Below are 20,311 nucleotides of genomic sequence, written 5' to 3' on the forward strand. Positions count from 1 at the left end.
ATCTGACACGTTCTCCGGACGTGTCTCCAGGAGAGCTCGCCTAGTGGACGATGGCGGCGGTCTTGAAAACCGCTAGGCCGGGTGACCGGTCTCGTGGGTTCGAATCCCACGCTCTCCGCCTACCAGGGGAAACGTCGGAAGCCGGGTCCGGTGAAGATCGCCGGGCCGCTCCGATGGGAACAAAATGGGAACACCCCGTCATGATCTTGCCTCTTTCGGGCCCTTCCAGTCGGGGATGAGCGCCACCACTTTCTCCGCCGCGTCGTCCAGGACGGCCCGCCGAACGTGCTGGTAGAGGTCCCGGGTGATGGTCGTCGTCGAGTGACCGAGCTGCACCGAGACGACCTTGACGTCCAGCCCCGCCTCAAGGCCGAGCGTCGCCGCCGTGTGCCGCGCCTCGTGCAGCTTGATCACCGGCAGACCCGCCTTCCGCGCGACCGCCTTGAAGCCCTCCGTGACCCGATCCGGCGGCAGAGGCCGGCCATCCGCACGCGGGAAGACGAGATCGTGATCCTCGTACGCCTCGCCCGCCATCCTCGCCCGCCGCTGCTTCCGCTGGTGCGCCTTGAGCAGCCGCACCGTCTCCGCGTCGAGAGAGACGACCCGCTGACCGGCCCGCGACTTCGGGGTGTCGACGACGATCCGCCCGCCCAACTGCAGGATGGTCTGCACGATCCTCGCGTGCCCGGTTTCCAGGTCGAGGTCAGTCCACCGCATGCCGCACGCCTCGCCGCGGCGTAGACCGCGAAGCAGCACGATGCGGTACAGCAGGCCGAGCGGATCCGTCTCCGCGGCCTGGAGGAACGTGCCGACCTGCTCGGGCGCCCAGACCCGCGCCGGGTCGCGCTCCTCGGGCGGCAGCTCCACGCCGAGGCACGGGTTGAACTCGACCATGCGCCGCTTGGCCGCCCAGTTGTAGGCGTTGCGCAGGGTGGCGAACACCCGATGCTGCGTCGCGACCCCAGCGACCTTGTGCCGCGCGCGCACGTCCCCGGGCAGGTGCGGCGGGCGCTTCTCCGCCCCGGCCGCGAGGATCTCCGCGTTCCACTCCTCGATCGTGTCGAACATGCCGTCGATGTGAGCGGCCCGCAGGCGGTCGCGGGGGATCGCGCCGAGCTGCGGGATCAGGTAGTGGTCCATGTGCTGTCGCCAGCCCCGCCGGGTCGACTCCTTCTTCGCGCGCTTGGAGGCGTACCAGTCCTCCAGCAGCTCGGCCACCGTACCGACCGACGCCGCGAGGTCCACGCCGAGCTTCACCTTACGCCGCATCGTCTCGACGTCGGGCAGCTCCTGGCCGTGCTTCACCTCGAAGATGAGGTCACCGATCCGCCGGCGCATCACGTCGTCATCGCGGGCGAGCTTCACCAGGTCCTCGACATGGCCGAACGCCTTCTCGGCCGCGGTCTGTGTCGCGAACCCGAACCTCTTTAGCTGACGCCCACGCCGTTCGGTGGTGTCGAGGCGGGTCGTGAAACCAGTCGTTCCGTGTCGACGGTTCTTCTTTAGCTGTGGGCATCGCGAACCGAGCGGCTTACCGGTGTCCGGATCCTTACAGCCGCACCGCTTGGAGTATGAGGCCTTCACGAGGTACGCCCATGTTCCTCTGCGATCCTGACCGCCAAGGATGACGCAGCATCCGCCATGTGGCTCTGAGAGCGACCAAGAGCTTTCCGGCCCAAAATCACAAGTTGAACCACTTCATCAAGAGCCTTGCCGACCTTCTCAAGCTCAGATCCGGCTTCTTCGAATGCTGTCTCGGTTGCACCTGTGGGGAGTGCAAGCCGGGTCACGGTATTCGCCTTCACGACGACACCCTCAGCTGGCATCTCGATATTGGCTACTGAGACAGGCGGAGTCATCAGCCGGTACACGGTCGTTTTAAGGATCTCCGCCAGGGCGAGCAACTCCGAGGCGGTGAAGGCTCGACGACCCTTTTCCGCAGCGGATACAGCCTGCCGGCTCCATGACTTTCCGAGGTAGCTGGCGAGAGCTTCCCCTAGCTGCGCCTGAGACAAGCCGAGGTCTTCCCGGACCTCAAGCACGTTTTCTCCGATGACCTCTTCGATCTTCACGCCGCCCCCTCTTCTGTTAGGTGCAGCATGACAGGGACGGTACAGGTTGACAAGCGTTGGATCATAGGTGGAAGCTATGGAATTACAGTCATTCCGAAACTTCCATGGGGGTTAAATGTCCATCCAGGTCCAGCAGGAGGACCAGGAGGTCCAGCAGGAGAGCCGCAAGCTCACGACGGAAGAGGTCGCCCAGCGGTACCGCACTGTCGCCTCGACCGTCCGTTACTGGCGCTACATCGGGACTGGCCCGCGTGGCGTGAAGTACGGCCGCAAGGTCCTTTACGAAGAGTCCGAGCTGCTCCGCTGGGACCAGGAGAAGGCGGCTAAGGAGTACGGGGGTGCCGCTTAATGAACCCCGGAAAGCAGATGGGCGGGCCCGGGGCCATCACCCCCGAAACCCGCCCGAACACCCAGCAGGGCGTACACGACACCTCGAAGATACAGGCTCAGGCCGACAAGCACAGCAACCCGGGTGGGCAGACTTCTCTGCCCATCGTCGCGGGTCTGCTGTTCATCGGCGGGCCCGGCCGTAAGACCGCTGACCTGATGGTCCCGGAGTGCGAGCAGTGCGGGCGCGACCACCGCCACGCCTGCTCGCTGCCCGCGCCCGCGCTGACGAAGACCAAGCGGGCCGACTGCGGCGCCCGCTACCAGGTCATACCGACGCGGCTCCGTCCTGCCAGGCGCGACAGGAGGGCGGCATGACGGGGATGCTCTATGACACCTCGACTTGGACGGCGGCCCAGTGGCTCGCCCACCGCTTCAACTTCAAGATGGCCGCCGCCGACCACCCGGCCAACCCCGAATGTGTCGGCGCCCACTACCCCGACCGGCCCTGTGACGACCAGCGCGGCAAACACCCGGTAGGCCGCTGGTCGTACGTCGCGACGAACAACCCGGCAGGTCTCCGCGCCCAGTTCGGTCGCGGGCCGAGGAACATCCTGCTGCCCGCCGGGCTCAACAACCTGCTGATTGTGGACGAGGACAGGCAGGGCGCTTTCGCTGAATACGCCGCCAGCATCGGCCAGACCATCGAGCGGACGTTCACCGTGATGGCCGCGAAGGGCCCGCACTACTACTTCACGCAGCCCGAGGGCGAGCAGCTGGGCAACTCGCCCGGCGAGTTGAAGGGGCTGGGGATCGACATCCGCGGGCGGGGCGGGTACGTCATCGGCCCCGGCTCCGTCCACGAGACCGGTGTGATCTACACGCCGGTGGACTCGTCGGCGCCCATCCTGCCGGCGCCTGAGTGGCTGGTCGAGGTGTTGCGTCCGAAGCGGTCGCCCGTCTCGGCTCGGCGTCCCTCAGGTCAAAAGCAGAGCATCCCGTCCGTGGCTGGTCTGGCGTCGTGGCTGTCGAGGCAGCAGGAGGGCAACCGGAACCGGTCCCTTCACTGGGCGTGCTGCCGGGCTGCTGAGCAGGATCTCGGCGAGGCCGCTTTTGAGGAACTCATTCGGGTTGCGACGTCCATCGGTCTGCCCGAGGACGCGTCCCGTCGTACTGTCGCCTCCGCGCGGCGCACTGTTGCCAGGAGGAACGCGTGACCAAGCTCATGCCGGCGCCGACCGAACCAATGGCCGTCGCGCGGGAGCTGATCAAGGACTTCACGACCGAAGATGGTTGCTTGAAGCTCCGCTACTGGCGGGGTGACTGGTTGCGGTGGGATGGCTCACGTTGGACCCTCGACGAGGAAGCCGCCCGCCGCGCCCACCTCTACCGGCACCTGGCCGACGCAACGTACATCCACGTGGCCAAGACCAGGGACGGCGAGAATCGGGAGACTCGGCGCTGGCAGCCGAACCGGCGCAAGATCGCTGACGTGATCGACGCTCTCGCAGCCATCGTCCATCTGCCCGAGTTCATCGAGTCCCCGTCCTGGATCGACACCACGACCCCGCCCTACCCGGCGAGTGAGGTCGTGGCCTGTCAGAACGGTTTCCTGCACGTTCCTACGCGCACGGTGCTTCCGGCTACCCCGAAGTTCTTCTCTCGCGTGTCGGTGCCCTTCGACTACGACCCGGACGCGCCCGAGCCCAAACGGTGGATCGAGTTCCTCGGCCAGCTCTGGCCGGACAACCTCGCCGACCAGGAGCAGGCACAGGCCAACGCGGACGCGGTCAAAGCACTGCAGGAAGCATTCGGCTACTTCGTCAGTGGCAGGAGTGACCTGCAGAAGATCCCGATGCTGATCGGGCCGACCCGCGGCGGCAAGGGCGTGGTTGCCCGGACTCTCACCGGCCTGATCGGGCACGGCAACGTCGCCGCGCCCACCCTGCCCAGTCTCGGCACGAACTTCGGCCTGCAACCCCTCATCGGTAAGACCATCGCGATTGTCTCTGATGCTCGCATCGACGGGATCTCCACTACGCAGATCGCCGAGCGGCTGCTGTCGATCAGTGGTGAGGACTCCGTCACGATCGACCGTAAGTACCTGCCGACCTGGACGGGCAAGCTCCCGACCCGGTTCTTGATCCTGTCCAACGAGCTGCCCAGGTTCGGGGATGCCTCCGCGGCTATCGCCCACCGGTTCCTGATCCTGAATCTGCAGGTGTCGTTCCTGGGCAAGGAGAACCCGCACCTGACCGACGAGCTTCGCGAGGAGCTGCCCGGAATCCTTCTGTGGGCGCTCGATGGCCTCGACCGGCTCACCGCACAGGGCAAGTTCACCATGCCCAAGACCTCCATCGAGGCGACGCAGGAACTCGTGAACATCGCTTCGCCGGCGACGGCATTCGTCCGTGACGAGTGCGAGGTGGGCGGGGACAAGAGCGTTCCGGTGAAGGAGCTCTTCGACGCATGGCGCGAGTGGTGCGAGGAAGGCGACCACAAGAGCGGCGACGTCCAGAAGTTCGGCCGCGACCTCCGCGCCGTCGTGGCCGGGTTGAAGCGCTCGAAGATCTACGTGGACAAGGTCCGCATCCCGCATTTCGTCGGCGTGACGCTTCGAGTGGGCCGCGATGCAGCCGAAGACAAGAAAAGTAAGAACCACAATGCAGAAGGTCGCGGCCCATCGCGGCCCAAGCCTGTGACCAGCGACGATATGGAAGCCGTCGCGCGGCCCACTGACGCACTGTCGCAGCCTGAAACCGATGGGCCGCGATGGGCCGCGACCCCTCCCATTGTTGAGTCAACTAGGGATGAGACTCCGCCGAAGCGCCCGAGGACCGTCAAGGCGACCAAGCCCAAGCCTCCGAAGAAGCGATGCGAGGTCTGCAAGAAGTCGTTCACGCCCAAGCGGGCCGACGCGAAGTACTGCTCACCCGCACACCGGACCGCGGCTTACGCCCAGCGCAAGAAGAGTGCCGAGTAGCCAGTGACCGCCCAGCATCACGGGAAGGCGATCAGTGCGAAGACAGCCGCGCTGATCGCCGACCCTGCACACCTTCGCAGGTTGAGGTGGCTCTACGCCCATGACCTCGAAGTGCAGGCCGACCTCGACACCCTCGCCGGGATCGCTCTCGCCCACCACGCCGGTACGTCAAAACGAACCGAAATAGGCATAACAGGCGACCGCAAGGCAGGCTCAGAACTCACGACAGAAGAAGCGGCCACCATCGCGAACCTCGGAATCCGAGCCATCCAACGAGCCATCGAAGAACGTCGCCTACCCGCGACCAAACGAGCCGGCCGATGGTGGATCAGCCCCGAAGACCTCGCCGCCTACGCCGCCCACCACAAGTAGGAGACCCGCGTGGCGAAGACGAAACCGGCCGAACCCGCCGCGGACATCGCGGCAGCAGAGAAAGCGCTCCTCGCCGCCCAGGAGAACGAGGCCAGCAAGCGCGCCCACCTCGACCAGCTCGCCCCGGACATCGCGGACGCGCAGACCTACGCCGCCGCAGAAGCCGAGGTGCGCCACGCCGAGCGTCTCACCGCCCAGGAACAGCGGCGCCTCGCAGACGCCCACACCGCCGCACGTCTGGCCCACCTCGAAGACGCCAAGTCCCGGTTCCTGGCCATCGCTGGCAATGACGAACTCCAGAAGGCAGACGAGGCGTGGCAGCGCTCAGAGGAACGCCTCCGCGAAGCGATCCGCGAACACGCCGCACTCGCCGACCGCTACAACAACGCGATCACCGAACTCATCAGCGCCCAGCAGGCCGCCGGTATCCGCATCATTCGAGGACAAGCAAGCTCACCACCCAGCGAAAATGACGCCGGTCTGTCCTGCCGCGAAACCATCACCGGCACTCTCCTTGTCACGGTCGATGGCTCCGAGTACCAGAAGGTCAACGTCACCCGTGATCCCGCGGCCTGGCGCAAGCGACGCAGGAAGGCGTAGCCATGAACGAAGATCCCGTCGACATCTACATGCGGACAAGCAATCGGAACCGTGTCCGGCTCACCGAACCCGCGGACCCTGAATCCGATCGTGTCCCGATCGAAGGACTCCACCCCGGCTCCTTGCCTGTGTCCTCCCACTACGAGGCCGAGGACCCTCTCCGGGCTCTGTGGGAAGCGATCAGGTAACACAGACCCTCTACCCGATGGCACGGGGAGAGAAAGGGGCAGGCCCGGCTACCCGTGCAGCTGGACCTGCCCCACCACAAACCCGGTGTCGACGTCAGTGGATCCTCCTCCCGGGCAGCGACGACACCGCCGGCCCCGGCTCGTCTCAGGGATGCGAGCCGGGGCCACACACAACAGGAGAACCCCGTGAAGATCCCGAACAGCCTGCTCACCTACACCGAAGCCGAATGGATGCCCCTCGTCGAGGACAGCGCTCGGTACCCGTCCCTCCGAGCACGTGAGCTCTGGCGGAAGGCCCAAGACTGTTGGGGCACGGCGAACGGCATATGGAGGCAGGAGTTCGAGCAGCTCCGAGACCAGCAGCTCGCCGAGCAGCAGGCAGACACCAATGGCTAGACGGATACAGGACAACCCGCGTGACCGCATCGAAGGGCCGACCTCACGGAGATCCACACCTCGACCTGTCGACTGGCCAGCACGAGTCACAGCAGTCAAGAAGAGAGACGGATCATGTCGATGGCCCGTCGAAGGACAGCCATGCGGATCAACAGATGCGATCGAGGTCGACCACATCGACGACCCCGCAGACCACCGCCTTGAGAACCTCCGCGCGCTCTGCAAGCCACACCACACACAGCGAACCAGCCAACAGGCAGTAGCCGCAGCAGCCGCATGGCGAGCAGCGAACCCCCGCCGACGACCAGCCGAAACACACCCCGCACTCCGACGAACCCCACCCCCTGGGGGCCCACCCCAACTTTGATCATGGAAGCGAGCGCGTACTCGTTTAGCCTCCGACCCTATGCGTGCGGAGTCCCGGTTTTTTGGGCCGTGAAAGGCGGTTGTGGTGGCAGTGAATCCGAAGAAACCCGCAGGTCTGGGGCCTGCTGGCGCTGAGTTGTGGGATGCGATCGCGGGTGTTTTTCCGCTGGCTCCGCATCGGCTACGCATCCTCGCTGACGCGTGCCGGGAGGCTGATCTCGTCGATGAGATGGAGGAGGGCAGGGTGGGGGAGCCTCTGGTGGTGAAGGGGTCGATGGGGCAGCCGACCGCGGCGCCCCTGGTGTCGGAACTCCGGCAGCATCGGATGGTGGTTGCTGCGCTGCTGGGCAAGTTGGGCTTGCCGGATGAGGTGGCGGAGAACGCGCCGAAGTCGTCGAGGCGTTCTGAGTCTGCGAGGGCCGCGGCGCGTGCTCGGTGGGGTACGGCTGGGGTGTCAGCGTGATCATGCCTGCTGTGTCTGCTGACGGCCTGCCAGAGGGCAAGCCGGACGCGTACGGGATCGCGTCGGTGGGGTACGACGTTCTCGGTTGGGGTGCGGAGATGTTGGCGCAGCCTGACGGCGACCAGGCGGGCGAGCCGTGGGTGTGGACGGACAGTCAGGCCCGGCTCGTGTTGTGGTGGTACGCGGTGGATGCGGCGGGTGCGTGGCTGTATCGGCGCGGGCAGGTTGTGTTGCCGAAGGGTGCGGGGAAGTCTCCGCTTGCCGCGGCTCTGTCGTGTGTGGAGTTAGGCGGGCCGGTGCTGTTCGATGGGTTCGACGCCAACGGTGACGCGGTTGGCCGGCCGCATCCGAGTCCGCATGTGCAGCTCGCCGCGGTGAGCCAGGACCAGTCGTACAACACGATGAGTCTGGTGCTGGCGATGCTCGGTGACGGTCGAGCGGCTGACGAGATCGACGGCCTAGACCTCGGGCTGACACGGGTCCGGACCGCCCGCGGCAAGTTGGAGCCGGTGACCGCGTCAGCGCCCAGCCGGGAAGGGCAGCGGTTGACGGCCGCGATCCTCGACGAGCCGCATCTGTGGACGCTCTCCAACCACGGGACACGCCTGGCCGCGACGTTGCGCCGCAACCTCGGCAAGACCGGCGGGCGCAGCTTGGAGACCACGAACTGTTGGCGGCCCGGTGAGGATTCGGTGGCCGAGGCGACGTCGGCCTACGCGGACTTGATCGCCTCGGGCGCGGTCGAGGGCGGGCTGATGCGGTTTCATCCGAAGGCGGTCGTGGAGGACCTGGCCGACGAGGAGCAGCTCCGCGCCGGACTGGTCGGCCTGTACCGGGACAGTCCGTGGATCAACATCGACCGGATCATGGCCGAGGTGTACGACGTGAACACCCATCCCAGCGACGCCCGCCGCTTCTACCTGAACGAGGTTGCCGTGGCCGAGGACTCCCTGATCGCCGCCCACGAATGGGATGCGTGCGAGAGCCCGGATCGGCTGCAGAACGGCGACACGGTCACCCTGGGATTCGACGGCAGCAAGAGCGACGACGCAACCGCCCTGGTGGCCATGCGCGTATCGGATCGCCTGCTTCAGACGGTCGGTATCTGGGAGCGCCCGGAGAACGTCAAGCAGTGGGAGGTGGACCGGGCCGCGGTCGATGACATGGTCCGGATGGCGTTCCAGACGTACAACGTGGTGGCGTTCTTCGCTGACGTGGAGCTGTGGACGTCCTACATCGACTTGTGGTCGGCGGACTTCCGTGGCCGCCTGCTGGTGCATGCTTCGCCCGGCTCGCCGATCGGGTGGGACATGCGCGGCCGTCATCAAGCCTCGACGCTGGCGAATGAGCGGCTGATGGCAGCGGTCCGCGATGGCTTGGTGCGGCACACGGGGGAGTTGAGGCTCCGCACCCATGTGCTGAATGCTCGCCGCCGGCCGAACCGGTACGGCGTGTCCTTCGGCAAGGACGCCCGCGGCTCGAAGCGGAAGGTGGACGGGTGGGCCGCGTCGCTGCTGGCGGATCAGGCCCGTCACGAGCTGGTGGAGAGCGGGAAGCTGGTGGCGCCCAAGAAGCGCTCAGGCAGGGTGTACGGGTTCGGCTGAGGGAGAGTTTTTGGACTTTTTGGACCCCTCTACACGCACGCGCGAGGGTGAGCATCGGCGGACCCGAAGGCGGACACGGGTCCGCCGATGCTCTGGTCTCCCGCCTGGGTGTGAGCGGGCGGGAGACCGACGACGGACCCCGGTCCCTCCGGTTCGAGGTCGTCGTCTTCCGTGTCGGGCCCCGGTGACGCGGGAACCGCCCGGCACGGAAGATCAGTGACGTCTGCGCGACGGCCGCAGACTTTGCCAGTAGCGGGCAAGGCGGTCATCGAAGTCGGCCCAGCGCGCCATGTTCTCTGGGTCCCCGCCGCACTCGGCGAGCGCCTCCCTGCGCTGCTTCTCCAACGTCTTGGGGTCCGCGCCGTTCTTCACCGCGTTGGCGTGCATGCGCTCGATGTCCTCGGGGGTCATGTCCACGCCTCCCGCCAGGTGGAGAGAACCGAGGACACCACCCCGGCCTTGATCGTGGGGGAGTCGGGGTCTCCGGTGCGCCAGTCCCGGGGCTGAGATGGGGCGGTCCAGCTGATGCCGGTGGGGGTGTCGGCCATGATCTGACCATACGTTGGCCTTGTCTACCTCGTCTAGGACGTTGCCCATATGACCCTGGTAGGCCACGTCCGTAACGTCGGAGCATGCTCGTCGTCGATCACTTTGACCGGACACCGAAGTACGTGCAGCTGGCGAACATCATCCGGGCGCGCATCAAGGCCGGTGAGTTGAAGCCGCGTGAACAGATCCCGAGTGAGTCGAGCATGGTCGCTGACCACGGGATTGCCCGCGACACGGCAAGAGCCGCGGTCCGTCTGCTCGCCGACGAAGGGTGGGTGATGACGTTGCCGCAGCGCGGGACCTACGTCGCCGACCGCGAGAACTGGCCGGCGGAATGAGAACGCCCCGCCGAATACGGATCGGCGGGGCGTCTCACTTACTCGTCGTCGAGCAGGCCGTACCGGCTGAGCCAACGGCGGTCACCGGCCATCTGTCGATCGTGCACCTTCCCATCGAAGGCCCTCGACTGGTCGGGGGTCCAACCGGGCGGGTGGAATCCCGTCCGCTTCATGTAGGCGTCGGTGCGCTCATTCGGCAGCATGTCGGGCTGTCGGTCGTCAGGCATTGAACTCTCCTCGGTAGCTGGGTCTTTGTCTTACTCGGCCGGACCACGTGTGTCCGGACCCCATGCCTCGCCCTGCCATGCCGAGGTTTTGAGGATACAGCGGGATCTACCGGCGGACCTCGCCCTTCCCTCCGCATCTCCTGCACGCCCCGTACGCCTGTCCGTTCCAGGTCGACATCTTCAGGCCCGGTGTGGACCGGCAGGACCGGCACCGCTTCATCGGATGACGGCGCCGGTCCCACGACCACCAGATCATCAGGGCCGCGATCCCAGCGAGGATCAGCTCCATGGTCTTCCTCTCTCTTTCCGGCCTCCTGGGGCCGCATTTGGGGATGGTGCGGATGGGGTCTACGGGGTCTACCTCGCAGGCCAGAAGCGGTATGGGCGAGGTAGACCCGGTTTCGGAGGTAGACCCGAGGTAGGGCCGGTCAGACTCGGCTGAGAGCGGCCTCGATGTCGTCGCGCCGGTAGCCGTTGAGCGTCTTGCCGCCGATCTTCACCGACCGCGGTGTGACCCCGTACGGCTTGAGCGCCGCGGCGATCCGCTCCGGCGTCCAGTCCGATCCGAGCGCCTCGACCAGGTCGACGGTGTGGAGCCGCTCCGCGTCGTCGAGGGCCGACAGGATCAACTCGATGGGGTCGTCGTCGACCACGGCCATCTCACGGGCGGGCAGAGTTCCCGCTGCGCGCCGCAGCCCGTACGCGACTTCGGCGACGTCGAGCAGATCCGTGCCGGTGTCATCCATGAAGAACGACCGCACCTTGACGGGATCCGCGCCGTCCGCGTCGAGGATGCCCACGCCTCGATGGCTGCGCGGGATCTCCGAGCAGTTGTAGCCGGCGCCCGCGGCGCCCTGGCCGAGGACTGCGTTGCTCGCGGTGGTGTCGGGGCAGCGCATGCCCCATCTGAGGCTGCAGACGCCTTTGAGTGCGCCGGGGATCGCGTCGGTCGTCATCCTCTGGGAGGCGATGACCAGCAGCTTTCCGGCCGCCGGACCACGGGAGGCGATGTCGACCATCAGGTCCACGATTTCCGGACCTTGCGGACTCGTGACGTAGTAGCGCGTCTCGTCGATCACGGTGAGTTCGACGTCCACGCCCAGCTGACGGCACAGGTCCGGGTTGAGCTTCGAGCCGCCACCTGCTTCGTCGAGCAGGTCGAACACTCGCTCCATTTCGTCGCGCATCTTCTTGAGGTGGTCGAGCAGCCCGGGGGCGTTGCGCTTGACGGCGGTGTGTGCGATCTTCCGCCACGGCCGGTGGTCGCCCGCGCCTTTGCCGTCGAACAGGTGAATTTTCACGGTGACGGCCAGGCCCGCGGCTCCGAGGATCTGGTTCACCGCTGCGGACTTGCCTGCCCTCGGCTCCCCGGCGACGAGAAGAGACGCGTCGACCAGGCGCAGCAGGTGAACACGTCCGCGCCCGTCGACCCCAGCAGGAACACCCGCCCAGAAGTCGAGAGCGTCGGTCCGACCGATCAGCGGCGACGGATGCACGGTGAGGAACGGGTCCGACTTCGCCACGAACACGGCCAGGCGCCCGGCGTGCTCGTCGATCAGGTCGAACATGACGCGCGACTCTCCGACGCCCAGAGCTGAGGCGAACGCCCCTTCGAGGCCGAGGCACTTACGGGCGAGCTGGCCGGGAGGCAGCTGGAGGATCGTCGACCACCCGCCGTCCTCGGTGAGCACCGGCCCGGCGAGGCGCATCCCCTCGGCGCGTCCAAGCTTCGCGTCGATCGCGGCCTTGACGACGGAGTTCTCCGCCGGGGTGCCACCCTTGCCCATGCCGGGGAAGCGCAGCGGAACGGGCCGGTCCTTGACGCGCTTGTGGACCTCGACCGCCGTCCCCACGCCGACGACCGCGCCCACCGCGACGGCCGCCGCGGTCCCGCCGTACACACCGGTGGACGTGACCGCCGTGGCGAGGTACCCGGCGCCCGTCCACCACGCCGTACGACGCCGCCGGGTTCGGACCTGCTCGCGGAACTTGAAGTCGTCGGTGCCGGCGTAGTCATCGGCGCGGATCCACCGCCACGTCTTGCGGGCGAGCAGGGTCGTGCCGTCGACCGGCGCCGTCGCCGACCGCCACACGAGCCGCCCGGTGCGGGACGGGTACCGGCCGTGTCGAACCTTGTGGACGAGCAGGCGGACGCGCACACCCGCCGGGTTGCGTCGCTGCCAGAACTCGACCGGCGTCCGAGGCCGCTGGAATGAGGCGTCGGTCATGACGTCACCTCGACGAGCTGGCCGAGGTAGGACTGCAGGCGCCGCGCCCGGTCGGTGCCGACCTGCATCCCGGTCTTGATGTCGCGGACGCTCGGGATCTGGCCATCGGTGACGTCGGCCAGGAAGTGACTCAAGGCCAGCGGGTACAGCTCCGCGTCAGGGTCAGGTACACCCTCGGGCTGTACCTCGACCTCGGGGGCGACCTCCTCGGTCAGGCGAGTAACGACGCGCCCGTTAACATCGCTACTCGCTCCCACCTGCGGAGGTACAGGCGGCAGGTGTACCTCGGCCTGGTCGGCGAGCTTCAGAAGTTCCTCGACATCGCGCCACGCCTGGTCGACGACCTCGCCCATGTGAGGAACTACTTCCTCACATGGCGCGGGTGCAGCGCCGCGCCGGATCATGCCCATCAACAGCTCGTACGACAGGACCAGGGCGAGCGCTGGCCAGGCCGCGACGATCGACCCGACCACGCCATGCGCCCACCCGACCGCGACGTTCGCCGCGAGCGTCGCGAGGATGCCGAGGCCGAGGGTCCAGCGAGCGAGGGCAGGGACGGCGTGTCCCCGGCGTGCCGCGTCGAGCAGCACCATCGAGCTGGCGAAGATCGCGCCGTCGACCGTCAGCGGCGACAGGATCGCGGTGAGACCGGTCTCCCCATGGGCGATGACCAGGGTGTAGGCGTGCTGGTAGCTGATCACGGCAGCGACGCCAGCGACCAGGAGGACAGCGACGGTCGTAGCGAGCCGGATCACAGGGTGCCCCCAAGCTGGTCGAATGACGCGATCAGGCGGGCCGCGACGTCGGCGATGTCCTGGATCTTGATGGCGGCGATCAGGTCACCGGCGTCTGCCGCCGTCTCCGGCCGCCACTCCAGGTGTCGGCGCCTGTCGCCGACCGGGTGGGCGATCCTGACGAGCGGGTCGTGGACCACGCCGTCTTTCTCGACCTGGACCCACACGATCTCGATGTCGCCGTACGTGACGATCACGCCGTGGATGACGACGGTCTCGCCGGGGATGTGCTCGCGCTCGCACCACACCGGGCACTGGCCCGGCTGGAGCGGAGGGATTAGATTCTGCTGCACGATCTTGTCTCCTGTGTACGCAGGGATGGGGTCGAGGCAGCGGCCGGTGCTCGAACACCGGCCGCTGCCGTCTTGCTATGAGGAAGTGCTTCGGGCGCGCGCGACCTGGGCGAGGATCGCCTGAGCGAACTTCTCGGCCGCGTCGACCGGCAGCGAATCGCCGTCGATGTAAAAGAAGACGTAGGGCTGCTCGTCGAGCTGGTCAGCCAGGAGGTAGACCTTGCCCGGCTCCGAGGGAGTCGAGTAGCAGTACCCCTCCTGGTGCTCCTTGCACCACGACCTGTGGCCGTTCACGCCGCCGCCTGACACATCAGGCAGTCGGCCTCGCAGCACTGTTTCGCGTCCTGCCTGCGGAGGAACACGTCCCGGAACGTCGCGGACATCTCGGCAATGTCGAGCGTGGTGAGCTCACGTCGGCTCATCCGCCACATGATCCGCTCGGCGGATTCGTAGCCGTACTCGTCGACTGCTTCGAGGCCCAACATCATCCCCAAGCTCATCGCCACGAGCAGCAGATCGTCTCGGATCTCGGCGGGCTGCTCGTCCCAGCTGATGTCAGGGAGGTTCGCGGCGGCGACGAGCTTAGGCGCGACGTCGTCTCTGCCGTGGACGGGCGCCTCGTCGGGGAAGGTCACGGCGGGCGTGGCGAAGAACAGTCGACGAGCGGTGGCGATCCGGTGGCGAGGGCCGGTGATGGTCTCGCCGGCGGTCTCGGCCTCGATCCGCTCGACCTCGGCGAGCAGGCGGAGGCAGTGCCCGCAGGTGACGGCCTCGCTGGTCTGGCTGTATGCGTTGGCGGTCTTCGTGCGGGTCGGGCAGGCGGGCAGTTCGCCGGCCGCAGCGTGAACCGTGCCGGTGGAGAGGGTTCTAAGGTTGAGCATGGATCTACTTCCCTGTGCGGTTGTGGATCTAGGGCCGAGTCGGTGGTTCGCAGCACCGGCTTGGCCCGTCTTGCTTTTCCGACCGTACACAGATTCGGTGCACCTGTAAACAGATTGGGTGCACCCTATTTCTGTGCGCACCTGACATGCGTACACTGACACCATGAGTGATCCGTCTGACCGCCGCCCTGTCGCAGTGAGCGACATCGCCGTCCTTCTGGGCGTGAGCATCAACACCGTGAACGCCTGGCGGAAGAGAGCAGCAGGGGCGAAGCAGGTCGAGCCATTCCCGCCCGCCGTCGGCAAGGTGGCCGGCGCGGACTACTGGTGGGCTGACGAGATCCTCGCGTGGGCGGGACGGACCGGCCGCATCAAAGATTGATGGGAACAGGATGGGAACAACAGGACCGAATATGGTCAGTGATCACCATCTCTAGCCAACGCATAGAACGACGCCTCACCAGGTCATTCGAAAGATCCCGCAAGACACCAACGCCCACCAACGCAACGGGCAGGTGTCTTGAAAACCGCTAGGCCGGGTGACCGGTCTCGTGGGTTCGAATCCCACGCTCTCCGCCGAGCACCAGAAACGGCGTCTGACCAGGGACTTCCCTCGGATCGGGCGCCGTTGATCGTTTCCGGGGTGTGCGGCCATATGTCGCTGTGAGCGGCCCTGAGTCGGTGTTCGCGGGATGATATTGATCATGTTTTCCCAGGTGGCGCGGGAGAAGCCCGCTCTGAGGTCCTGTCTGTCGCATTATGATCGCCCGCAGGATGATTTGTCCCCGTAGGGCATCCTGTTGCGGTGACGCAAAGCGCTCCGACCACGCATGTGCGTGTGGTGTTCGAGCTTCAGCAGGATGACGACGGCTGGCCGCCGGCAGGATCTGAGCGTCTGTGGGCGATTCCTCTGGGTCCAGGCCGCGCGAGGCTGGACAACATCCCCTTCTTCGTCCGCGGAGTCGCCTGTGGCGATGTGGTGCGCGTTGAAACGGATGCCGAAGGCGTCGCGTGGGCGAAGGAGGTCGTGGAGTTCTCCGGTAACTGCACGATCAGGGTCATCCCAGACGACAACGGCGATCTCGAAGGAGACTTGGAGAACGTCCTTGATCTCTTCGCGCCCTTGGGGATCGAGGGGGAAGGGCTTGAGCGGTTTGGCGTGGTGGCGCTGAACATCCCTCCGACAGCGGACCTCGCCGGAGCGAAGCGGCTCCTTCAGGAGGGGCAGGACGGCTGGTGGGATTACGAGGAAGGCTGCATCACCGATGACTGGCGCGCGCTTGATCTCGGCTGAATGCCCCTGGCCCTGGATATCTGGATTCCACCCAAGACGAAGACCCAGCACCGAAAGAGCCGGGACGCGAAGAATGACGCTTGGGCTGGGTTCGTGCCCTTCTTGAAATTCGAGGCCGAGATCCGCCGGGTGATCTGCTCGACCAACGCGATCGAGTCGGTCAACGCCCGCATCCGCCGTGCGGTCAAGGCCCGCGGCCACTTTCCGAACGAGCAGGCCGCGCTCAAGTGCGTCTATATGGCCATGATGAGCTTGGACCCGACCGACAGGTCGCAAACGCTGGTTCACTCGATGGAAGGCTGCCCTCAACGCCTTTGCGACCACCTTCGATGGACGCCTGTCAGCCGACCAGAAGTGGACAACCGAAACGATCAGTTACACGTTTGATTGACAGACCCCAGCGGGCATCAGGATTGCGCTTCGGGTTGCAATACAGGGCGTTCAGAGCCGTTCAGGATGGACCGCACACATCCGCTGACCTGCATTGAACTGTCTGGAACAGCGCGAAGCCAATCTTTTGATCCGCTCCCGACTCCGGCTGAGATTCTGCACAAAACATACACATGAGTACGGCGGAATCACCACGAACGACAGTTACGATCATGCGGTGGACGCAACGAATGATCTTCCTGACGTGCACCACCCGCGTGCTCCCATTGATGTCAAAGGTGGGGTATGGGTGACGATCGCCGTATTGTTGGGGTTCGGGATGATATATGCGACGAGTGCTCCTGGGGGGCACTACGGATGGTTCATGCTTGTTGGTCCCGGCTGGCTTTTGTTCGGCGTCGCATGGTTGATCGTGCTTGGTCTCCTCCTTGTTATGCCTGGGAGGCTGGTCGCACTGCGCCGAAACCGGCCATTCTGGGCCGTGCCGCCTCTGATCGTGGTGCTGGTCGCCTCACTGGTCCACGTCGGCGCACCGGTCAAGATGCGTTTCGAGTTGTCGCGCCCCTGCCTCGACCACTTCGCGAAGACGATGTCGGAGGGGACGCCGCCTGGAAAGCGGAGTTGGATCTGCCTATATCCCGTCGAATACCTTGAAGGATCCCCCAGCGCCTTCAGCTTCGTGATCGACGGCGCGGGGTTTTTCACTAGTTATGGCCTAGCCTGGGTTCCGAACGGTGATCCGTACGACATCGACGGACCTGGCATCTACGACCACATCGGCGGTCCCTGGTACATCTGGCAGATCAACGGCTAGTAGGTGGCTCGTTCGTCTCGGACACCAGGGGCTATCAGGACCGGAGTAGCTCGGCGAGGTCGTTCACATCACTCCCAGGAGCCTGGCGGGTCAAGGGTGAGATCTTCAGGCCGCGGGAGCGAGGCCGGCTCGTCGTCGACGGTGTAGACCTCAAGGTACGAAAGATGGCCGTCCTCGACGAAGAGCAGGACACCGTCATTGCGCCCGCGCACGCCGGCGGAGATCAATACCCCGTCTTGTACCGGGGAGGCGAGCGCACGTGACCCTGTTCCTGCTCGAAGATCCACCGTTGCACATCCACACCCACATCGTCCGGCCACGATTGCCGAAGGGACCTGAGCGCGAAGTTCCTCCACGCCGGGGAAATCTTGCGTGAGAAGGGCCAGGATGACGGCTTGTTCCTCGGCTGACAGATGGCGTTCGCTGATCGACACAGGTCACGTCCAGCGAATCACCGCCTGCGCAGTCGCACGATGGTCGCTGATCTGCACACAGGACCGGCAGACAGGGTGGAACATACGCGTCCACACGAGACGCGACAGGCCGCTGGGACGGTGCGCATCATTGAGGCCGCGTCGTCTGCGACGGCGAGTTCTTGGTTGCGTTCCGGCCCTGTTCCGGAGGGGGCGGCAGCACCCGTTGATATGCCCTCACGACTGACCAAGGTGTCGGTCTTCGCTGCGACGATCGATGTGATTCGGTCGCGTCCAGGAAGGGGACCGGTGTGACGGTTGCGGACTACACGTGGTTCATCGAGGAGTACATGAACGGCGACTACTTCCTCGGAGTGACGTTCGTGCGGGGCCTGTCGCCGTCGGAGGCTCTGCGGCGGATCGGCGCCACCCCTGGCGACGTGTCCCGGGATTGGGTCATCGAGGCTTACGCGGCGGATGGTGGGGCGGTCCTGCTCGACCACCACTGCTACGAGATGCCGGAGGTGCTCTCCCGGGGGACGGAGACAGCCAGGCTCGTCACCGGCACCACCATGGACGAGGAGTTCGTCTACTCGGTCGACGGGCTGGTGGCCACCAGGTTCGAGCCGTCCTTTCCCGACGATCGGGAAGGCGGCGATCCGGACTACCTGCTGGCCCATATGCGAGATCTGGGCATGCCCCTGGACGGGGAGGAGTTCACCGACACGCGGATCGCCAGAGACCTCGTGCTCGTCCTGGCGGTACGGGCCACGGGGGTGAGCCTGACACCGGCCCACCATGCCGTACCGTCCATCACCGGATCCACCGACTGCCCGAGCTGACCGGACGACCGGTCACCCGTTGTGGTCCACGGCGGTTCGGGACCGGGGCCGCGCCGCACCCGGCACTCGCCGTCCGCGCGACCCGCCGTACCGGGCCGCGCCGCCAGAACGACGCTGGCGGCGCGAGGGATGCGGCGGCGGCCGCGCAGGCCGGGCGTCGTCGCGACCCGATGGAGGTACGAGGAGAGGGAGCGTGCCCGTTCGGTGAACCGGGGACTGTGGCGCTCCGTCACCCCGTCCTGTGGTTCTTCTCGTATTCCTCGACCAGCTTGAGGAACTCGGATTCGGAGTCGGCGAACTTCGTGACGCCCTTCTCCGGATCGGTCCTCACGAAGTACAGCCAGGGCCCGGCGGCCGGTTTCAGGGCGGCCTTGATGGCGTCGGCACCCGGGTTGCCGATGGGACCGGGCGGCAGGCCGAGGTGCGTATAGGTGTTGTACGGCGACCTGCTCCTGAGATCCTCGTTCGAGGCCCTCGCACCGAGCTTTTTCAGGCCGTACATGACCGTGCTGTCCAGTTGCAGCATCATCTCGGGCGTGTGGTTCAGCCGGTTGTGGAGAACCCGCGCGATCTTGGGCATGTCGCGCCTGTCGGTCGACTCGGCCTGGACGATGCTGGCGATGGTCATGATCTCCAACGGCGTACGGCCGACGTGCCTGGCACCTTTCACCAGGTCGCTGTTCTCGGCGGCGCGGTTGAAGCGTGTCACCATCGCGGCGAGGAGTTCGCCGGGGCTCGACGCGGGCGAGACCTCGTAGGTCGCGGGGAAGGCGAATCCTTCCAGCGCGCCCTTGGCGTAGGCCGGAAGGCCGAGTGCGCCGGTGTCCCTGGCGGCCCGCTCGAACTCCGCGAGCGGTCTGCCGGTGGCGGTCGACAGCTGCTTCAGGATCTGCGTGAGCCGCTGTCCTTCCTTCACGGTCAGGGTGGTCTGCCCCGGCCTGGTCTCCGCGAGAGTCTCGCCGGAGCCCCGCCCGGTGAGGTCCTTGGGGGCCGCCGCCGGAGAGGACAGCCCCTGGACCACGAGCGTGGATCCGACCGCCATCACGGTCACGGCCGCCGCTGCCGTCAGGGCGAGGCCGCGCCGGCGGGATCGATCCCGGCCGACATGGAAGAACCGGCCCGGTGGGGGTGGCTGCTCCTCGTGGGCCATGTCGGAGAGGGTCTCGCGCAGCAGATCCTCGATGTTCATCCGAACTCCCTCACGGTGCTCAGTTCAGGTGCGGCCTTCTTCAGACGCTCCAACGACCGGTAGATCTGGCTGCGCACGGACCCCACCCTGACACCGAGCAGCCGCGCGATCTCGGTCTCGGACAGGTCCTCGAAGTAGCGCAGCACGAGCATGGTCCGCTGCCGGGGTGTCAGCCGGGCGAGAGCCGCGCGCATCACCAGGCGAAGGTCCACCATCTCGGCGTGCCCGTCGCCGATCTGTTCGGGCAGCCATCCGGTGGACACCTCCGCGACGCGGGAACGGCGCCGCCACCAGCTCACCTGCTCGTGGTACATGACCCGGCGGACGTAACCCTCGATGGCCGCCGGGTCGCGCAGGCCGCGCCACTTCACCGCTGTCTTCGCCAACGCCGACTGCAGCAGGTCCTCGGCGGCGTGCCGGTCACCGGTCAGCAAGTACGCGGTACGGAACAGCGCTCCCGATCGATCGACGACGAACTCCCGGAAGTCCGCCTCAAATCCTGGATCCACCTGTCCTCCTCGCGATGTCACCAAGCAAGGACGCGGACAGGGCGCCGGTCTATGCCGGCATGGCCGAACTGATTCGCACGTGCCTGTCGCGTGCTCGACAGGACGGGAAACGCGATCGGGGCGCTGATCTGTGTCTTCGTGGGGCATACAAGGTCGGCATGCGGCTTCGCGAGCAGGGT

General features: G+C 66.3%; 26 protein-coding genes, 1 tRNA gene and 1 pseudogene. 15 read left to right on the plus strand and 13 right to left on the minus strand.

The genetic code is table 11. The features are described 5' to 3' along the window. Positions 1 to 29 precede the first annotated feature (29 nt). A tRNA-Ser gene (locus tag AC5L38_RS24515) sits at positions 30 to 118 on the plus strand. A gap of 80 nt (positions 119 to 198) precedes the next feature. Here the strand turns inward: AC5L38_RS24515 and AC5L38_RS24520 are convergent. Beyond that, a complete protein-coding gene (locus tag AC5L38_RS24520; protein ID WP_495245157.1) occupies positions 199 to 1,365 on the minus strand; it encodes a tyrosine-type recombinase/integrase in 1,167 nt (388 codons plus the stop codon). Between the two features lie 215 nt (positions 1,366 to 1,580). Continuing rightward, a complete protein-coding gene (locus tag AC5L38_RS24525; RefSeq protein ID WP_495245158.1) occupies positions 1,581 to 2,072 on the minus strand; it encodes a helix-turn-helix transcriptional regulator in 492 nt (163 codons plus the stop codon). A gap of 115 nt (positions 2,073 to 2,187) precedes the next feature. Here AC5L38_RS24525 and AC5L38_RS24530 point away from each other — a divergent pair, with 115 nt between their 5' ends. The 8 genes from AC5L38_RS24530 (at position 2,188) to AC5L38_RS24565 (ending at position 9,371) form a co-directional block, all read left to right on the plus strand. Continuing rightward, positions 2,188 to 2,421, plus strand: coding sequence for a helix-turn-helix transcriptional regulator (locus AC5L38_RS24530; protein ID WP_495245159.1), 234 nt, complete (start codon positions 2,188 to 2,190; stop codon positions 2,419 to 2,421). Then, the gene (locus AC5L38_RS24535) at positions 2,421 to 2,777 is read left to right on the plus strand and encodes a hypothetical protein (protein ID WP_495245160.1); all 357 of its coding nucleotides are present in this window, start codon (positions 2,421 to 2,423) and stop codon (positions 2,775 to 2,777) included. The genes AC5L38_RS24530 and AC5L38_RS24535 overlap by 1 nt, the downstream gene beginning before the upstream one ends. Continuing rightward, positions 2,774 to 3,616 carry a bifunctional DNA primase/polymerase gene (locus AC5L38_RS24540; protein WP_495245161.1) on the plus strand — a complete coding sequence of 281 codons (843 nt, stop codon included), beginning with the start codon at positions 2,774 to 2,776 and terminating at the stop codon, positions 3,614 to 3,616. The genes AC5L38_RS24535 and AC5L38_RS24540 overlap by 4 nt, the downstream gene beginning before the upstream one ends. Then, the gene (locus AC5L38_RS24545; RefSeq protein ID WP_495245162.1) at positions 3,613 to 5,382 is read left to right on the plus strand and encodes a DNA primase family protein; all 1,770 of its coding nucleotides are present in this window, start codon (positions 3,613 to 3,615) and stop codon (positions 5,380 to 5,382) included. Before AC5L38_RS24540 ends, AC5L38_RS24545 begins: the two co-directional genes overlap by 4 nt. A 3-nt stretch (positions 5,383 to 5,385) precedes the next feature. Next, positions 5,386 to 5,754 carry a helix-turn-helix domain-containing protein gene (locus AC5L38_RS24550; RefSeq protein ID WP_495245163.1) on the plus strand — a complete coding sequence of 123 codons (369 nt, stop codon included), beginning with the start codon at positions 5,386 to 5,388 and terminating at the stop codon, positions 5,752 to 5,754. A gap of 9 nt (positions 5,755 to 5,763) precedes the next feature. Beyond that, positions 5,764 to 6,354: a hypothetical protein gene (locus AC5L38_RS24555; protein WP_495245164.1), complete on the plus strand. Its 591-nt coding sequence runs from the start codon at positions 5,764 to 5,766 to the stop codon at positions 6,352 to 6,354. A gap of 374 nt (positions 6,355 to 6,728) precedes the next feature. Further along, complete coding sequence (locus AC5L38_RS24560; protein WP_495245165.1) at positions 6,729 to 6,938, plus strand: hypothetical protein; 210 nt, start codon at positions 6,729 to 6,731, stop codon at positions 6,936 to 6,938. An 840-nt stretch (positions 6,939 to 7,778) separates the two neighbouring features. Further along, complete coding sequence (locus AC5L38_RS24565; RefSeq protein WP_495245166.1) at positions 7,779 to 9,371, plus strand: terminase large subunit domain-containing protein; 1,593 nt, start codon at positions 7,779 to 7,781, stop codon at positions 9,369 to 9,371. Positions 9,372 to 9,584: 213 nt separating this feature from the next. On the opposite strand, the gene AC5L38_RS24570 is transcribed toward AC5L38_RS24565, so the two are convergent. Then, positions 9,585 to 9,782, minus strand: coding sequence for a hypothetical protein (locus AC5L38_RS24570; RefSeq protein ID WP_495245167.1), 198 nt, complete (start codon positions 9,780 to 9,782; stop codon positions 9,585 to 9,587). Then, on the minus strand, positions 9,779 to 9,919 hold the full coding sequence (locus AC5L38_RS24575; protein WP_495245168.1) for a hypothetical protein: 141 nt from the start codon (positions 9,917 to 9,919) through the stop codon (positions 9,779 to 9,781). The genes AC5L38_RS24570 and AC5L38_RS24575 overlap by 4 nt, the downstream gene beginning before the upstream one ends. Positions 9,920 to 10,003: 84 nt before the next feature. Here AC5L38_RS24575 and AC5L38_RS24580 point away from each other — a divergent pair, with 84 nt between their 5' ends. After that, positions 10,004 to 10,258: a winged helix-turn-helix domain-containing protein gene (locus tag AC5L38_RS24580; RefSeq protein ID WP_495245169.1), complete on the plus strand. Its 255-nt coding sequence runs from the start codon at positions 10,004 to 10,006 to the stop codon at positions 10,256 to 10,258. A gap of 38 nt (positions 10,259 to 10,296) precedes the next feature. Here the strand turns inward: AC5L38_RS24580 and AC5L38_RS24585 are convergent, their stop codons facing one another. From AC5L38_RS24585 to AC5L38_RS24610, 6 genes are all read right to left on the minus strand, one after another. Next, entirely contained in the window at positions 10,297 to 10,485 is a 189-nt protein-coding gene (locus AC5L38_RS24585) for a hypothetical protein (protein ID WP_495245170.1), read from the minus strand. A 428-nt stretch (positions 10,486 to 10,913) separates the two neighbouring features. Further along, the gene (locus AC5L38_RS24590) at positions 10,914 to 12,713 is read right to left on the minus strand and encodes an FtsK/SpoIIIE domain-containing protein (protein WP_495245171.1); all 1,800 of its coding nucleotides are present in this window, start codon (positions 12,711 to 12,713) and stop codon (positions 10,914 to 10,916) included. Then, positions 12,710 to 13,468: a DUF2637 domain-containing protein gene (locus AC5L38_RS24595; RefSeq protein ID WP_495245172.1), complete on the minus strand. Its 759-nt coding sequence runs from the start codon at positions 13,466 to 13,468 to the stop codon at positions 12,710 to 12,712. The genes AC5L38_RS24590 and AC5L38_RS24595 overlap by 4 nt, the downstream gene beginning before the upstream one ends. Continuing rightward, positions 13,465 to 13,800 (minus strand): hypothetical protein, encoded by a 336-nt coding sequence (locus AC5L38_RS24600; protein WP_495245173.1) that lies wholly within the window; start codon positions 13,798 to 13,800, stop codon positions 13,465 to 13,467. The genes AC5L38_RS24595 and AC5L38_RS24600 overlap by 4 nt, the downstream gene beginning before the upstream one ends. Positions 13,801 to 13,875: 75 nt before the next feature. Beyond that, positions 13,876 to 14,094 carry a hypothetical protein gene (locus AC5L38_RS24605; RefSeq protein WP_495245174.1) on the minus strand — a complete coding sequence of 73 codons (219 nt, stop codon included), beginning with the start codon at positions 14,092 to 14,094 and terminating at the stop codon, positions 13,876 to 13,878. Further along, complete coding sequence (locus AC5L38_RS24610; protein ID WP_495245175.1) at positions 14,091 to 14,681, minus strand: hypothetical protein; 591 nt, start codon at positions 14,679 to 14,681, stop codon at positions 14,091 to 14,093. The genes AC5L38_RS24605 and AC5L38_RS24610 overlap by 4 nt, the downstream gene beginning before the upstream one ends. A gap of 163 nt (positions 14,682 to 14,844) precedes the next feature. On the opposite strand from AC5L38_RS24610, the gene AC5L38_RS24615 reads away from it, so the two are divergent. From AC5L38_RS24615 to AC5L38_RS24630, 4 genes and pseudogenes are all read left to right on the plus strand, one after another. Further along, a complete protein-coding gene (locus AC5L38_RS24615) occupies positions 14,845 to 15,063 on the plus strand; it encodes a hypothetical protein (protein WP_495245176.1) in 219 nt (72 codons plus the stop codon). A gap of 423 nt (positions 15,064 to 15,486) precedes the next feature. Further along, entirely contained in the window at positions 15,487 to 15,975 is a 489-nt protein-coding gene (locus AC5L38_RS24620) for a DUF4265 domain-containing protein (protein WP_495245177.1), read from the plus strand. Positions 15,976 to 16,050: 75 nt separating this feature from the next. Then, positions 16,051 to 16,366, plus strand: a pseudogene (locus AC5L38_RS24625) (transposase); the annotation flags it as partial. 216 nt (positions 16,367 to 16,582) lie between these two features. Beyond that, positions 16,583 to 17,179, plus strand: a complete 597-nt coding sequence (locus tag AC5L38_RS24630; protein ID WP_495245178.1) for a hypothetical protein — start codon at positions 16,583 to 16,585, stop codon at positions 17,177 to 17,179. Between the two features lie 68 nt (positions 17,180 to 17,247). Here AC5L38_RS24630 and AC5L38_RS24635 read toward each other — a convergent pair whose 3' ends face one another. Next, a complete protein-coding gene (locus AC5L38_RS24635) occupies positions 17,248 to 17,391 on the minus strand; it encodes a hypothetical protein (RefSeq protein WP_495245179.1) in 144 nt (47 codons plus the stop codon). Between the two features lie 512 nt (positions 17,392 to 17,903). On the opposite strand from AC5L38_RS24635, the gene AC5L38_RS24640 reads away from it, so the two are divergent. Next, positions 17,904 to 18,434 (plus strand): DUF6461 domain-containing protein, encoded by a 531-nt coding sequence (locus AC5L38_RS24640; protein WP_495245180.1) that lies wholly within the window; start codon positions 17,904 to 17,906, stop codon positions 18,432 to 18,434. Positions 18,435 to 18,663: 229 nt separating this feature from the next. On the opposite strand, the gene mltG is transcribed toward AC5L38_RS24640, so the two are convergent. Next, positions 18,664 to 19,623 (minus strand): endolytic transglycosylase MltG, encoded by a 960-nt coding sequence (gene mltG / locus AC5L38_RS24645; RefSeq protein ID WP_495245181.1) that lies wholly within the window; start codon positions 19,621 to 19,623, stop codon positions 18,664 to 18,666. Beyond that, the gene (locus AC5L38_RS24650; protein ID WP_495245182.1) at positions 19,620 to 20,132 is read right to left on the minus strand and encodes a SigE family RNA polymerase sigma factor; all 513 of its coding nucleotides are present in this window, start codon (positions 20,130 to 20,132) and stop codon (positions 19,620 to 19,622) included. Before AC5L38_RS24650 ends, mltG begins: the two co-directional genes overlap by 4 nt. Between the last annotated feature and the right edge of the window lie 179 nt (positions 20,133 to 20,311).

This window comes from Streptosporangium nanhuense (genome assembly GCF_059358815.1).

What these genes read in the sequence shown, in the direction of transcription:
- AC5L38_RS24530 (WP_495245159.1), top strand. Translation starts at nt 2,188, where the DNA reads ATGTCCATCCAGGTCCAGCAGGAGGACCAGGAGGTCCAGCAGGAGAGC.
- AC5L38_RS24535 (WP_495245160.1), top strand. Translation starts at nt 2,421, where the DNA reads ATGAACCCCGGAAAGCAGATGGGCGGGCCCGGGGCCATCACCCCCGAA.
- AC5L38_RS24540 (WP_495245161.1), top strand. Translation starts at nt 2,774, where the DNA reads ATGACGGGGATGCTCTATGACACCTCGACTTGGACGGCGGCCCAGTGG.
- AC5L38_RS24570 (WP_495245167.1), bottom strand. Translation starts at nt 9,782, where the DNA reads ATGACCCCCGAGGACATCGAGCGCATGCACGCCAACGCGGTGAAGAAC.
- AC5L38_RS24575 (WP_495245168.1), bottom strand. Translation starts at nt 9,919, where the DNA reads ATGGCCGACACCCCCACCGGCATCAGCTGGACCGCCCCATCTCAGCCC.
- AC5L38_RS24580 (WP_495245169.1), top strand. Translation starts at nt 10,004, where the DNA reads ATGCTCGTCGTCGATCACTTTGACCGGACACCGAAGTACGTGCAGCTG.
- AC5L38_RS24585 (WP_495245170.1), bottom strand. Translation starts at nt 10,485, where the DNA reads ATGCCTGACGACCGACAGCCCGACATGCTGCCGAATGAGCGCACCGAC.
- AC5L38_RS24590 (WP_495245171.1), bottom strand. Translation starts at nt 12,713, where the DNA reads ATGACCGACGCCTCATTCCAGCGGCCTCGGACGCCGGTCGAGTTCTGG.
- AC5L38_RS24610 (WP_495245175.1), bottom strand. Translation starts at nt 14,681, where the DNA reads ATGCTCAACCTTAGAACCCTCTCCACCGGCACGGTTCACGCTGCGGCC.
- AC5L38_RS24615 (WP_495245176.1), top strand. Translation starts at nt 14,845, where the DNA reads ATGAGTGATCCGTCTGACCGCCGCCCTGTCGCAGTGAGCGACATCGCC.
- mltG (WP_495245181.1), bottom strand. Translation starts at nt 19,623, where the DNA reads ATGAACATCGAGGATCTGCTGCGCGAGACCCTCTCCGACATGGCCCAC.